The organism is Lichenicoccus roseus (assembly GCF_005844085.1).
Lineage (GTDB): Bacteria > Pseudomonadota > Alphaproteobacteria > Acetobacterales > Acetobacteraceae > Lichenicoccus > Lichenicoccus roseus.
In genome coordinates this window covers 16,163-30,590 of record NZ_VCDI01000014.1, presented here as the reverse complement: position 1 = coordinate 30,590, position 14,428 = coordinate 16,163, and the positions used below count along the sequence as shown (strand labels likewise).

General features: G+C 57.0%; 10 protein-coding genes and 2 pseudogenes. 4 read left to right on the top strand and 8 right to left on the bottom strand.

The window, feature by feature from the left end; all coding sequences use genetic code 11:
* Positions 1-82 precede the first annotated feature (82 nt).
* Positions 83-268 (top strand): annotated as a pseudogene (locus tag FE263_RS21380) (LysR substrate-binding domain-containing protein); the annotation flags it as partial.
* Between the two features lie 30 nt (positions 269-298).
* On the opposite strand, the gene FE263_RS21375 reads toward FE263_RS21380, so the two are convergent.
* The 5 genes from FE263_RS21375 to FE263_RS21355 all read right to left on the bottom strand — a co-directional run bounded on the left by FE263_RS21375 (position 299) and on the right by FE263_RS21355 (position 5,678).
* Entirely contained in the window at positions 299-910 is a 612-nt protein-coding gene (locus FE263_RS21375; protein WP_338086755.1) for an alpha/beta hydrolase family protein, read from the bottom strand.
* Between the two features lie 111 nt (positions 911-1,021).
* Positions 1,022-1,849 (bottom strand): YsnF/AvaK domain-containing protein, encoded by an 828-nt coding sequence (locus tag FE263_RS21370; protein WP_138328075.1) that lies wholly within the window; start codon positions 1,847-1,849, stop codon positions 1,022-1,024.
* 400 nt (positions 1,850-2,249) lie between these two features.
* Positions 2,250-3,257 (bottom strand): SDR family oxidoreductase, encoded by a 1,008-nt coding sequence (locus tag FE263_RS21365; RefSeq protein ID WP_276611252.1) that lies wholly within the window; start codon positions 3,255-3,257, stop codon positions 2,250-2,252.
* A 117-nt stretch (positions 3,258-3,374) separates the two neighbouring features.
* Positions 3,375-4,403 carry a magnesium transporter CorA family protein gene (locus FE263_RS21360; RefSeq protein ID WP_205880492.1) on the bottom strand — a complete coding sequence of 343 codons (1,029 nt, stop codon included), beginning with the start codon at positions 4,401-4,403 and terminating at the stop codon, positions 3,375-3,377.
* A gap of 702 nt (positions 4,404-5,105) precedes the next feature.
* Entirely contained in the window at positions 5,106-5,678 is a 573-nt protein-coding gene (locus FE263_RS21355; protein ID WP_138328073.1) for a TetR/AcrR family transcriptional regulator, read from the bottom strand.
* 1,380 nt (positions 5,679-7,058) lie between these two features.
* Here FE263_RS21355 and FE263_RS21350 point away from each other — a divergent pair.
* Positions 7,059-7,760: pseudogene (locus tag FE263_RS21350) on the top strand (IS5 family transposase).
* Positions 7,761-7,960: 200 nt separating this feature from the next.
* On the opposite strand, the gene FE263_RS21345 reads toward FE263_RS21350, so the two are convergent.
* Both FE263_RS21345 and FE263_RS21340 read right to left on the bottom strand, forming a co-directional pair.
* Complete coding sequence (locus FE263_RS21345) at positions 7,961-10,186, bottom strand: putative bifunctional diguanylate cyclase/phosphodiesterase (RefSeq protein ID WP_138328072.1); 2,226 nt, start codon at positions 10,184-10,186, stop codon at positions 7,961-7,963.
* Between the two features lie 54 nt (positions 10,187-10,240).
* Entirely contained in the window at positions 10,241-11,143 is a 903-nt protein-coding gene (locus FE263_RS21340; RefSeq protein ID WP_240760050.1) for a CatB-related O-acetyltransferase, read from the bottom strand.
* Positions 11,144-11,249: 106 nt separating this feature from the next.
* On the opposite strand from FE263_RS21340, the gene FE263_RS21335 reads away from it, so the two are divergent.
* Together FE263_RS21335 and FE263_RS23040 are read left to right on the top strand one after the other, a co-directional pair.
* Entirely contained in the window at positions 11,250-12,455 is a 1,206-nt protein-coding gene (locus FE263_RS21335; protein ID WP_138328071.1) for a hypothetical protein, read from the top strand.
* On the top strand, positions 12,452-12,709 hold the full coding sequence (locus FE263_RS23040) for an acyl carrier protein (protein ID WP_138328070.1): 258 nt from the start codon (positions 12,452-12,454) through the stop codon (positions 12,707-12,709). The genes FE263_RS21335 and FE263_RS23040 overlap by 4 nt, the downstream gene beginning before the upstream one ends.
* Here FE263_RS23040 and FE263_RS21325 read toward each other — a convergent pair.
* Positions 12,680-14,401, bottom strand: coding sequence for an AMP-binding protein (locus tag FE263_RS21325; RefSeq protein WP_138328069.1), 1,722 nt, complete (start codon positions 14,399-14,401; stop codon positions 12,680-12,682). The two genes, FE263_RS23040 and FE263_RS21325, sit on opposite strands and share 30 nt — an antisense overlap.
* Positions 14,402-14,428: the final 27 nt, after the last annotated feature.

The following is a 14,428-nucleotide window of genomic DNA, read 5'->3' as shown; positions in this document are numbered from 1 at the left end:
TGAATTCTCTCCCACCGAGTGCGCGAACTACTTTAAAGCCGCAGGATATGAGCCGGAATGATCGGAATCTGCTCTAGCTGGCCTAGGCCTCGCCTACCTGCCCGAAGATGTGGTGCAGCCCAGTATCGACGAGGGACGCCTTATTCGTGTGCTTAGTGACTGGTGTCAGCAAATTTCGGGCTACCACCTGTATTACCCAAGCCGCCGACAGCCGACTACCGCTTTTTCCCTGCTGCTCGAGACGCTGCGTCGGCAGAGTTTCAAATAACTCAGTCGGAGGGGTATTTCGTGGGGAAAACTATGGGGATTGTGCCGACACAAACCTTGCCATTAGGTCGAGTATCTCTGACATGACCTGACTGTCGGTTGTTCCTGATTTTACAGGCACATGAAAGCTATGATCGGCATGCTCGACAATCTTAAGCTTTGCTAGCTTACCAAGGTTGTTCGTGACCTTCGTGATGAGCGGCAGGCTAGCGAGAGCATCCCGGCTTCCCTGTAGGAAGAGCATTGAGATATTGACCTGTTCGAGATGTTCGGCGCGATCAAGCGCAGGTTTACCTTGAGGGTGGAGAGGAAAACCAATGAGGATCAGACCGGCGACGTTAGGAAGCGGAGTCTCCGCTTGCGCCTGAGACGTCATCCGCCCACCGAAGCTCTTGCCACCTGCGAAGAGTGGGACACTTGGTGCTAAAGCAGCAGCGGCTTGAACGGCCGCTCGTACGGCCTTGTGGGCCACCTCAGGCTTATCCGGTCTTTTTGACCCGCCTTCCATGGAGGGGAACTGGTAGCGCAAGGTCGCAATCTGGCGAGCAGCCAGCCCGTCCGCGACTGCCTCTAGAAACGGGTGGCCCATGCCCGCTCCAGCGCCATGAGCAAGCACATAACAAGCTATAGCGCCTTTAGGCATGAGCAGGAGCCCGGAGAGACTCTTATGCTCATCGAGTTTGATACGGACTGACTTGCCTGACACTTGTTGTCGCTCCGTTCAAGACGCGCCCAGGCAGCCATCATTATTTGCCTAGTGGAGGTTGCTCGCAGTCGACTTTGAGGGTGATGTCATGCCAGTTCCAGCCGCCTCACTCGGCACCTGATCAATCTGGACATCCTCACGGCGGACCGTATCCTTCACGGTCTCGACCCGGTCAATCACTTCCTTATGCAGACTAACCTCCTCATAGACGTGCGCTGTCTTGCCAGCGACGGCCTCTTCACCGCTCTCAGCCATCTCGATGACTTTGTCAGAAAAAGAGTCAGCGGGCTGACTGGCGTCGGTGACGGGACGACGCTCGATCGTGACCACCTCATCACGTAGGGTTACCTGCTCCTCGACGGGCGTCTCGACGACAAACCGCCGCACGCGGGTGCTGCCGCGGTTGACCAGTCGCTTGCCGACGACAAGTTGCTCCTCGGCGAGCGGGATGATGTCTGCGGCCGGAACAGACGCGACCCGACTTGCGGCTACGTCAGGTAAAGAAGCCGAAGTCTTGTCGGCCAGGGCGTAGCTCGATGCACGCTCGTCAAGGTCGATTGGATGATGGCTTTCGAGGATGGCAGTCACCGCTGATATGTGTTCATCTGGTGCGTCTACGGTGACGACCGTCGATCCGCCTGAAACACTTCGCTCGTAGACCGTAGCGTCTTGGTCAGGTTCGCCACCGAGCACTTGGGCCCAGAAGCCCTTCTCTCGAGTCGGAGCATTTGGGCTCTTAGTCGTCCCAGGTGACGAGCCGGTATTCGAGTGACGGCTGATGGCCTCTGGAGGCACACCCGCAGCCAGCAAATCTTGGGCAGCCATTTCCGCATGGGCGAAGGTGTCGTAAACGGCGACAATCTTTTCTGAGGCCATGCTTCTTCTCCTCGTTGGGGCAATGATTAGACAACCAACAGAGCTTTAGGGTCTATCGGGACTATTCGATCAGCAACTACCACGCCCGCCGCATAGTTCCGATCGGAAACCTGCTCTGGATATGGCGCATCAACACAGCAAACATGGAACTGATCTGCCTTGCTGTTGGCCAGTGTAACTTGCCTGAAGCTCAGGCCGCGTCGGACACCGGCTAGGAAGCAGGGGACAGCGCCTGAGAACCAATGGTGAGGCGTTCAGCCCGAACCGCGGCCTTCCCGTCAAGCATCAGTGCCGCCATACCACCCCCGACAGTTAGCAGCGTCGCGGCGTAAGCAAGGAAGAGACTTCAGACCGAAGTTCTTGCCTGTCCGGACTTCCCCTCATGTGCAAGGTGCGGCATCTAGCGACGCCTGCTTAGCCGACGGCGTGTGCTGCCGACGGCAAGGGCGATAGCTGCAAGACCTCCTGCGACAGCGGCGGTCGGCCCTGGATTAAGCTGTACCTCAAGCGCCAGGCTCGTCCTGCGGGTCAACGGATGCAGGCTGCTCTCATCGTGAAGGTCCTCACGGGGCTCATATAGGTTGTCGCGCTGCGCCTTGTCGCCCTCTAGCTCGGTTGTCATGCTGGTGTGACCGAACTTTGCAAACATCCAGTCCATGACGCGTGGGGCCATTCGATTGCCAACAACCATGCTTATGCCGCCCGCGCCGCCAATGGTCAGATCCCGGACGGGTGTCGTGCAAGCGTGCATGATGGCGCGGGCGACCAGGTGGGCGTCGTAGGCAGGAGGTGGGTTGCGCGTGCCTTTTGAATCCATTCGGTTGCGGGCATGGTCGGTGAAGGGCGTATTGATGGCGGCGGGCTTGATTAAGGTCACCGAGATTGGATGATGACTAGCTTCAGCTTCCCGCCGGAAGGCCTCGGTAAAGCCCTTTACCGCAAACTTCGACGCACAGTACGGGCCTTGGTAGGGGATGGCTATCTCGCCCAGGACGCTGCCGACATTAATCACGGCGCCACCGGTGACCTTAAGGTGCTCGGCGGCAATGAGTGTGCCGTGGACTACCCCCCAATAGGTGACATTAAAGAGTCTGCGCTGGTCGGCGAGCGAGACTTCATCCAGTCGGCCGTAGATAAAGGCGCCAGCATCATTTATCCAAGTATCGAACCCGCCGAAGGTCGCGATTGCTTTAGCAGAGGCGGCTTGTAGGTGCTCATAGTCGGCGACATCCGCAACGGCATAGTCCGCGGTTCCTCCTTTTCCCCGGATCTCCGCGCTGAGCGCGCGTAGCGCCTCTTCATTACGAGCAACGAGGAACAGCTTGGCCCCGTGCTCGGCTAGCATTCGAGCTGTGGTCAGCCCAATGCCGGAGGTCCCCCCGGTGATGACGATGACCTGCTCTGCGATTGGCTTCAGGGATGGGCGGGTGATGGCAACCTCCTATGACGAGAGCCAACCGCCTCAGGGTCCGCTGGTTCCGGCTCACCACACCCCCCATTAGCACCCTACCCCATAGTACGCTCTCTAAAGCCAGCCCCTCGACCGGAACCAGACCAGTGGGACGATGATGCTGACGATAATCATCGCCCAGCCAAACTCGTAGCCGTAGGCCCAATTCAGCTCCGGCATGTTTTTGAAGTTCATGCCGTAGAGGCCAACAACAAAGGTCGGTGGTATGCCGACGACGGACGCGATGGTTAGAACCCTCACACCGTTGTTCTGCTCGATGTTGATGAACCCCAGGACAGCGTCCAGGAGGAAGTTGACCTTGTTGGAGAGCTGCTGGTCGTAATCGTTGAGTGAGGCAATGTCCTGCCGCAAGGTCTGGATGCGGACTTTCAGCTCAGGAGGCGTCCACGCATCTCCGACTTGCTGAGCGTATGAGGCAATGCGTCCGATGCCCACCACGCTGTCCCGGAGCGTCCCGAGCGCGTCACCGGTCTCTCCTACAGCCGTTAGAATGGCCCGAAGCTCTTGATCCGTCCTCCGCATATTGCGCGTCGCTTGAGCACTTCCGGTGCGGAAGGTTCCCTTTGATTGCCGAAGGAGGTCTGCTCCGATTCGTTCGAGCGTATCTGCTATCCGGTCAACGATGGCTTCCAGTAGGCCGACGAAGACCTCGTAGCTGCCTGTGGTGCCCGAGCGCTCGAAGCGGGCGGAAAAGGCAGCGAATGCTGGCAGCTTCTCGAACCGGAGCGTGATCAGCCGCTGCGGCGAGATCACGAAGCTAATGGGTGTTGCCTGCGCCTGCCCATCGGCACCCAGGAAGGTGCCGGGCATGCTGAAGTAAGCGGCGCCGCGCTCGCTGAATACCCGTGAGGAACTTTCGACTTCCGTGATTTCTTCGAGGGACGGAACGCGCATGCCGGTGATGCGCTCGGCCGCGGCCCGCTCTTCGTCAGACGGGTTGACTAAGTCAATCCAGACAGCATCTGAGGCAACATGGTGGCCAGCACTAAGCAACTGAGGCGGGGAGGTGCCATCATGTATGTAAAGCATCCGGAGCCTTTCCAGAGGACAAGTCTTGCCTCTAGCAACGATATGTTCGCTCACGACGTTCCACGGGGGCAGCAATGGTCTGTCAGATCTAGTCGCATGACCTGGGATGATGGCATTGCGGCGACCTTCGAAGGCAGGCTGTCCGCGGTCGCTGACCGAGCGTGTTGGGTTAGGGACGTGCGTCGCGAGTGCCCAACCCAGGCTCAGGAACTCAGGCGATCCTCTAAGTGAACGCGACGTCCTGATCCGTGCAGGGTCTAGAACCACGGCCTACGTCGTTTGGCGCCATGTGAAGCACGGTCACAGCAGCACCCAGGAACTGTTGGCCATCTAGAAGGCCGTCGAGCGACCCGGCGGTCGGAAATTCCGTGAGCGTTTGCCCGCAGAAAGGCTTGGCCCGATGACCACTCATTGGCCACGCAAGCCGTTCGCCTTAGGTGCCGAAGAGCGAGCTGATAGTCGCTTAGTTACTAGGAATGCCGGGATGCGGCCGACGTCAGGGTGCGCTGCTGCTTGGCTCCTAGACCTAAGTCTGTCAGGCCGACGAGGCAGGTGGGCCAAGGATCTGTATGCGCTGGTATCCGCCATCAACGGTAGCGGTGACATGTTCGGACGAGCAAGTCCCTAGGCAAACAATGTCTCTGACAACGCTTGGCAGAATCTTAAGTTATGAAAAATGGGCAGGGTCAAGAGACAGAAAACGCTCTAGCATAGCATGGCTGTGTGATCGATGAATAGCACTCACTTAAGCGGTAATCAAGGACGTGCGTCAACGCAAGCTTGTATCGCATCCGCTAAGCATTGGCCGGTGCTGACAGTCAACGGGGTCATCCGGCTTATCACGAGGCAACCGGTGAGATAACCAACGATCAGCCCGGCTCGTGCGTCGCGTTCCGCGCCCTCGAGCAAAACAACTAGCTGCTTAGTCGCCAGATGACGAATGTGCTCGACCACGATGCCCTGCAAGCCAACGCTCGCGACAGCTTGCAAAAGGATCATCAACTGGGTGCCACCAGGCATCGCGTAGGCCCCATTGGGGCAGGCCTGCATAAGTGCCGCTAGTCTGAGACCAAGCGAAGCAACATCGCCGGTCATAGGACCACCCGCCTCGGCGGCCTCTATAAGCAACTCGCTATATAGTAGAGCTTTGGAGCCAAAGTATCGATTAATTAGAGCCGGTGCGACGCAAGCCCGGTCTGCGATTTCGCGAACGCTGACTTGGTCGTAGGTCTTCCGCGCGAACCAGTAAGCCCCAGCCTCAAGAAGACTATTTCGGGTCTTGTCGGCGTTCCGACTCGGCTCCCGACCCGTGTCGTCGAAGGTGGACATCCTAGTAGCCTAAGGGCGACGTCATTGGGTTGCCATCTCCCTGAGATCATAATATCACGCCAGTCTCATCTCGTACTGGTCGCACATTATATTCTCAAGTAAAGTTAATTTTACATTTGAATTTACTTAAAAAGATTTGCTGTCTTTCGGCAAATCGACATGTAATTCTTTTCCAAATGATAGCGCGACCAAAAACAATGCCTTCTATTCCGCGGTTTGTGGCGTTGTGTAGATTTGACGAGAGGCCGTCGGCTAGGATTATGATGCACGATGACACACGAGGTTCGACGATGACTAATGGGTCGACATTGCAGGATGCTTGGGGGTGACCTGCTACATCTTCCGCTTTCTCACGGAAGACTGTCTGGTTTGCCACATACAGCTGCTCGATATAGCTACGGAGGCGAGTGCGCTCGGCTATGCAGAATACCTTGAAATACCCGGGACGGTGATCGAGGTATGGGAGACGGTAGTCGATGGTAGCTGTCAGCGAGTGACAAGAGTACAGTTGTGAAAAGGCATTGCTTGTGGTGGTGGGCTCTTGTGGGCGTCGAGACAAGTATTCACAAATATGGTCTCGCTGCCCATAGGCAACTTCAGTTCCTCATGCCGGGGCTGGTTGCACCCGTTAAAAGTGGCAACTTCAGGCTTTACGTGTCTGCCAATAAAGCAGCCTTTCCGGCAAATCTGGTCAGCCAAACATTACCGCAAGCTGATCCGGGCTGACACCTTCGCTCATGGCTCACTAAATTAAGACCTCTTATCTACTGACAAACAAGGGGCGTGATGTCCTACCAGACCTCGACACTCGATCACCACAACGGGAGGTAGGCTCCCGCGGCCATCCGAGAAACGAAGGTGACCGTTGGCCTTCTGCCGCTACTCGGTGAGGCGCGCCGTTATGCCACTACTGAATTCTACCTCCTCCGGGCCGGACCTCCGTCCAGGCAGGCGTCGGCTAACTCACTCAGACGAAGCCATGTATTTGTTGTCCTATGCAGATAAGGTGCGGCCCGCGTGGCAGTAGCATAATGACACCAGCACGAAGGCGGTCCGAGCAGCGGCTTCTCACTGACGAACTGGGTCACCGGCTCAAAATACTTTCGCCTCGATCCAGACCGTTGCCAGGCGGACCCATGAAGCATTCCGGATCGAAGGCTGACGCATGCTTATATCCAACGACCGCATGCTCTAGCCTCAACTACCGATATCCTCTTCTGGCAGAGTTGGAGCGCGGCGCCGTTCCATGACGTTGGGGGGGAGGTCTTCGACAAAATTGGCGAGGAGGGTCGCTTCGACATTGTGGAACCCGAAATCGTCTTAGGGCCCGGACACTTAGGCGGGATTTTCAACGGCCACAGTCTATTACTCACTTTCCTGATGCCGGAGGCGCGGATCGCGACGGAGTTCTGGCTGAGCGAGCGGCAGCGTCTGGCGCCGCCGTTGCCGCGCAAGTCCCAAGGCGTGCCACGTGTCGATGACCGCGGGGTGATCAGCGGCATCGTGCACGTGCCGAAGTCCGGTGATCGGTGGGTTGATGCACCGGCGCTCTACGGCAAAGCAAGACCCTCTACAACCGGTTCGTCCGCTGGAGCGCTGACGGAATATAGCAGCGCCTGTTTCAGACGCTCGAGAAAGCAGGCGGCCCTCCTACCGAGCTTCTCCTCGAGCGCACTCACATCTTGGCGCACCGCAGCGCCGCTGGAGGAAAAGGGGGCGCCAAATTTAGGCCATCGGCGTCAGCCGCGACGGCCGCACATCCAAGATCCATGCTCAGACCGATGGCTTCGGTCGCCTCGTCGGCTTCTACCTTACCGCAGGCCATGTCGCTGACTGCCGGGCGGTGGGGAGCTTGCTTCAAACATTTCCGCACAACACCTCGGTCATGGCAGACCGCGCCTACGACACCAACGCCATTCGCCAGCAGATCGAACAGCAGGGTGCCGACCCGAACATCCCGCCCAGGCGGACCGGATCTGGGAAAGCTGCCTCAGCCGCGTGCTCTATCGCCGCCGCAACGCGATCGAGCGCATCTTCTATCACCTGAAGAACTACCGCAGGATCGCCACCTGCTACGACTAACTTTCTATCAACATCGCCAGCAGCATCTACCTCGCCGCGACCGTCAACTTCAAGTTATGAGTCTGAACCCTAAGTTGAGCGACCGGAATTGAGTAGACCGCAACGCCCACCGACAGGCGACTGCGAAAGAAGTATTGGTTCGCCTAAAATCACTATGCTCTTGAAGCAGCTGAGGCAGACTGAGGGCTTTGACGCACGGCCTAACCTTCGACGGTTACCTCTTGCGCATCTCCTGGGTAGTGCTGGTGAACTAGCTCGAGCATGACGGCAACCTCGTCAGCGGAAGCAGCTCGACCATAAAGCCAGCCCTGGCCAAGGTCACAGCCTAGCAAATTTAAGGCCGCCGCTGATTCAGGGTTCTCTATACCTTCAGCAACGACCGGGAGGCCGAGGCTTTGGGCAAGCCCAACAACGCCAGCAACTATCTTCCGGCTGGCTGAAACAGTCATCATAGTGCCGACAAAACCCTTATCAATCTTGATCTTGTCTAAGGGCAAACCTTGAAGGTGCCGAAGGCTTGAATACCCTGTCCCAAAGTCGTCGAGCGCCAGCCTTATGCCCATTGTCTTCAGGCTCACCAGGATGTCATGGGCGCGATGATAGTCATCTATAAGCGCGCTCTCGGTCAGCTCAATCTCAAACCTGAGCGCCGACAAGCCAGTCTCGGCGAGGATAGACCTCACGAGAGCGGGGAGGGAACTATCTCGCAGCTGAAGTGGCGACACATTCACAGAGAGAAAGACATGCTCAGGCCAGGTAAGGGCGACCTTGCAGGCCTGGCGGGTCAGTCGCTCGAATAAGACTGGTATCAACCCAAGAGCCTCCGCAAGCGGTATGAAGACAGATGGCGGAATATCTCCCAGGGTCAGATGTCTCCAGCGAGCAAGCATCTCGAACCCGACTATCTTGTCATCCGACAACGCAACAATCGGCTGGAAGTGCGGAAGCACTTGATCCAGGGCAAGCGCTCGCCGAAGCTCGACTTCCATCTCCGCCCGCCTTCGGACCGCGTCATCCATCCCCAATTCAAAAAACCGAAAGAGGTTCCGACCCTCCCTCTTGGCCTCATAGAGTGCCGAGTCGGCCCGCTCTATCATTAGTTCGACCTCGCTCCCATCGGCCGGGGAAAGAACGATCCCGACGCTGCAACCGATCTCAATGGTAAGGTCCATGAAGCTGAAGGGCTCAGAGATCGCCGCTATAATGCCTCGAGCAAGGTCACACGCGACATCGGCACTGATCACCTCACCGGCCAAAGCAAATTCGTCGCCACCAAGTCGGGCAAGAATCTCGTTGGCCCGGGTCACGCCTCGAAGGCGGTCTGCAACCATTACTAGAAGACGGTCGCCGACCGAGTGCCCATGTAAATCGTTGACTGGCTTGAAGCGATCAAGATCTACCATCAGGAGCGCGGTGAGCGAGCCTTGTTGGCGTGCCTCTGCTTGTATCCACGACAATCGTTCGCGGAAGAGTAGCCTGTTCGGCAGCCCGGTAAGGGAGTCATGCCGAGCCATCCTGAAAAGCTCACTGACGGTCTGGAACTGGCTGAGAAGCTTCCGTTGCTCCAGGGTGACGGCGACGGGCAGTGAGGAAAGGATGACTGCCGCGAAGTAGAACTGAAGCAGGAGAATACGCTCAGGGAGCGTTGCGCCTGGATATTTAGCGATCTCGCCATGGCCGGTCATGGTGAGATAGGTAGCTACGACAACCAACGCGATGGCGGCGCTCGTCGCTCCAAGAAGACCGCCGCGAAAGGCGGCAAGGAGTAAGACAGGGAAGCTTAAAAACAGGCCCGGTAAAGCTGGCTCCGTGAAGTTTATCCACCCCACGACGCCAACGAAAACCGTGAGCAGTGCAATTTCCATACGGCCCCATCGTGAGACGGCACCAATCCGTCCCGGCTCCGTCCATAGGAGGAGGAACGGCGTGACGATGAGAAGACCAAACATCGCGGTGAAGTACCAAGCGCGCCAGGTCACCCCGTAGGGGGCCTTGATGGCTAGATGGAGTAGGATAGCGCCTCCACCAGCACTGAACGCTGGTACGCTCACGACGACGGCTGCAAACCTCGAGATGGAGCCGAGGCTAGAGAAGATGTGCTCTTTGCGGGAAATGAGTCTTAGCGTGTAGGAAACAGCACCGACTTCGAAAGCATCGCAGACTCCAGAGCCAGCTCCGATAGTGAACCCGGTGCCGAATAAGAGGCTCGCCGATGTGTCGGCCAACACGATCAGCAGGAGTAATTTGGGCCAGGCTGCGGGGTCATTGCGGAGGAGGATGGAGACGCCGATAGCGTTCGTGACCCAGACCGGCGAGTCTGTCCCCATGAAGTGGTAGGTTATGACTTCGATGATGAGGACGCTGAAGAAGAGCAGACCTGATGAAAACTTTGGCGGGATGAAGGTCCATTGTCCTTTCGTGACCATTACTAGCTCCGCAGCAGCTCAATTGCTCTGGTACCTTCGGCCAGCCAGCAGGCCCTATGACCCTCGAGCATGTTCGACGAAGGCACGGACGTCCCCGGACATCATGAACGGCAGGCTTCGCTCGAGCCGATCATCTGGCCAATACCACCACTTGATCTCAAGCAACTCCTCGATAATCGGCATGGGAAACCGATAGCGAAGGATCCTTGACGGGTTTCCGGCGACGACCGCATAGGCAGGGACGTCCTTGGTGACCACCGACTGGCCTCCTATTATGGCACCGTCCCCGATCTTGACGCCCGAAGCGATGAAGACGCCGTGGCCGATCCAGACATCGTTGCCGATGATTACGTCGCCCTTACCAACATAGTCTTCTAGTATGGGAGCTGACGGCCACACGTGCCGATACGTCGAGAAGGGGTAGGTCGATACAAAGTCCGAGCGATGATTTACAAGGACGATTGTGACGGCTTGTCCGATGGAGCAGAACCTACCAATCTTTAGTTTGTTATTTCCATCGACCGCATAGACGAGGGGTAAGCCGTAGCTGTGCTCCCCGATCTCCCAACCAAAGTCTCGTATTTGCTGCGCCAGATGGGCCTTGCTCCCGGTAGGTAGCGTTCTCTCTAGTCTTGGGTTGTTTCGTTCCAGTGCGAAGGCGACGTCAAGGTTTGGGTCTAGCAGGAACGAGCCAGTCATCCTGGTCAGTAAACCGTCGGCGCGTTCGATACCGCTGAAACGGCTGCTGACCGAACCGTCTTCGTTAAGAAGTTCCAGCAGACCGTCCCGGCATCTCCATGCAGACTCATTTGGGTGCGTATAGCCGCCAATCGCTCCGTTTTGTAGAAAGCGAAATTCCGTCGAATTTATAGTGCCGCCTACATGCCGAAACGTCCAGGTCGCATTGTCCAGCTCTGAGCTTTCTATAGTTTCCATCTCGGCACCGAATGAGGCCATATGTCGTTGCCCTATACACGGAACGCTGTTAAAACGCCATCAGAACGTAGTGTCTGCCGACTTCAATAAACGCCCGTTCACTCGGATTGTATCGGGGCTTTTCTGAATGATTAGACTCTCCACGACCAGCCATTTGCCGTTCGGGATCTCCGGTCTCGAGGACGAGATGCTCGGCACTGGGTGGGGTGCATCGGAAGACGGATTTCGCTGGATGCTCGATGATGAGAGTGTTCTGGAAATTCCAGGCCTAGGCGAGGCAAGTACGCTCTACCTGATCCTTCGCATTTCTCCGCTCATCCTTGGTGAAACTGTGTGGCCGCAGCGTTTGGCCGTCCTCGTGGACGGGTTCCCGCATAGCTTGCCGGTCATCACCGAGACGACTTTCGTCATCGTCCCAATGCCGGGGCACGAGAAACGGGTTGGAGAGAGTGTGAAGGTCGTTTTGAAGCACCCCGATTGGCTGCAGCTGACGACCCTGTTTCCGGATAGCCCGACACCTCCCGACTCCCGGAAAATCTCCCTTCGAGTCCATGAGGCCTATCTTGTTGACCAGACCGGGAGCATGGGGAACGCGCTAAGCGATCAGGCAAACATCGCCAGGACAGATCCTCGGGTGCTGGAGCCCTTTTGCCCGGCCAGCCTCGCTGACTTCGCAAGTCTCGGAGATAATTGCGAGTTTGGCCTCTTTCAGAGGCGCTGTGGCGTTGAGCCCCAGGACTTATTTCGCTTCTCTCGCCTCTCCATCGAAACCCTTCTCACTGGGCTCGAGGATGGCTTTGTCGACCTCTGTAACCTCGCTCGCCTGACATTTAGTCTTCGCGGAGATGCTCCCAGACGCGAGTATATAACGAAGAACGACAAGTATAAGTTCTTCTCGCACTCTGGAGTCGTAGAAGACGAAGCGAGCGTTGTCCGGGTGATCGAGAGGGAAATCAGGAAGTTATATTTCTTACGCCAACTATTGATTGACGATCTCAAATCCGGCGATCGCCTCTTTGTCTTCAAGGCCAATCATTCGGCCTCAGCTGAGCAGATAGATGACTTATCTTGGAGTCTTCGAAGGTGGGGAGACAACTTTCTCCTCCACATCAGGCTTGCAGACGGTAGTGTAGAGGCCGGGCATGTCGAGCGAACGGGCCGGTTTGTGATGACCGGCTACATTGACAGCTTCCTGGACTACTCAAAGGCTCAAATCCCGGCGTCCGAGGCTTGGCCGACAATCTGCGACCGGGCTGGCAAGTTATGGTGCCAGATCCGAGCGAATGATCTTGGACAGGTTGAGCAGGTCGCTCTCGAGGCCCTTGCAGAATGATCGATATTCAACGGTCTGTTCAGGCCCTCGTCCAAGCCGAAACGGGGACAGATACCAATGTTGCCCCTAACACCGTTCTTGACGACATCTCAGGCTGGGACTCTGTCTCGTTGGCTGGTGTGCTGATGGCGCTAGAAGAGGAGTATAGCATCAGGATTGGACGCCATCAGGTAGTCAACCTTCATACAGTCGGCGACCTGGAGCGCCTGGTGAGGGATCTCTCACTATTGGCCGACGGTCGCGGGAAAACTTGACTTCGCTAAGCTCCTCCACTCGTTAAACTTCTGTTCGTTGGCGCCCCGAGCTACTTTCCCGCTCGTGCTCTTTTGGAGCCAACCGGGTTCCACGAGACACACTTCGTGGGCAGCCACGCCAAATTCTCCAAGTATCACCTTCCGAACGTCATGTCCGAGCACCTCCTTAGCGTGTAGGCTCATTTCTTCGGTCTCGGCTATGATGACAAGGGTCCGGCTTCCGGTCCGAACGTCGTAAGGGGCGATAGCAACACACCGGCCAGCTTTGATCCCGCAGGATTGGTTTATGGAGAACTCCAGGTCAGACGCGAACAGGTTCTTGCCGTTTATGATGAGCATCTCATCTCGACGGCCACACACGAACAGCTCTCCCTTTTCGAGGAACCCGTAATCGCCAGTGTGAAGTTCTCCGTGAGTCAGTGACTTCTCGGCCAAATTGCTCTTGAAGTAACCAGAGAATAGAAAAGTGCTGCTGACAACGATCTCGCCGACCATGAGGTCCTGCATTTCACCGCCTCCGTCGTCCACGATGCGCACCCTGCAGCCGGGGATTGGAACGCCAGTGGAGACAAAATCAGTGAACGGCGCGGTTCCCAGTCGCGGTTCGATACGGCCCAATACATAAGCGTCCATATCGGCCTCGATGACCCGCGGTGAGGCATTCTCGTCAGTCTGTGTTACGGTAAATACGCTCTCAGCCAGCGCGTAGCTCACCTGGATGGCCGTGGGTCTGAGGCCACAACGAGAGAAGCGCTCTCGAAAACGCCGCAATGTTTCTGGCCTACAGGGCTCGGAACAATCAATCATCAATCGCATGGACGATAGGTTGAAACTCCGGCTCGACGACACCGAGCGCAGCATATGCTGGAAGGCAAAGTTTGGCTGCCAGCACACCGTGGCCTTATGCCGCTCGATGAGCTCAAGCAGTAAACCCGGCTCCACGACCCAGTCGAACGGATCAATTTGCACGACTGTGGCACCAATGAGCATGGGCAGCACAAGGCATCCCACCAGACCCATGTCATGGTAGAGCGGTAACCAGGACGCGATGACATCACTTGGATGCAAGGCAAGAGCTTGAGCGGCAGAGTTTGCAAAGGAAAGCATCATGCCATGGGTGATGACGACGCCCTTTTTTGCCCCGGTTGTGCCCGAACTATGTTGAAGAAACGCGACTGTATCGGGGCCAAGCAAGTATCGCGGTGGAAGCTCAACTGCAACAGCATCCTCATTGGCGGGAATGGCCTCAACGGCCACGACGAGGTCATTGAACCCCGGTAAGTTAACCGACAAGTGATCTACGGTCACCTCCGAGGCAACTATCAGAGCGACCTCCGCCCGCTTAAGCGCCCCATGCTGCGCGTTCCAGAACAGCGTCGGATCCTGCTTGTGGGTGATGGTCGGCATAATGAACGGAATAGCGCCGAGGCGCATCGCTGCGACGAAGGCTGTCGCGAGGGACGGGCCGTCGTTGAGCATCAAAGCAACAGTCTGCCCGGCACCCACACCCATGCGTTGAAAGAAGACGGCTTGGTCGGTCGCCCGATCCCACAAGGCCTTGAACGTGAGTCTTCCTCCCGCATACCCCTCCATGATCAGAAAAGCCTTGTCCGGCATGAGCGTAGCGTTGTGCTCAACCACGCTCAGGATCGTCGATGGCGTCTCGGAGGGAAGCGAGTTCATGCTGCTCATACTTATCTTCGCCTTTGTCGGAACGCC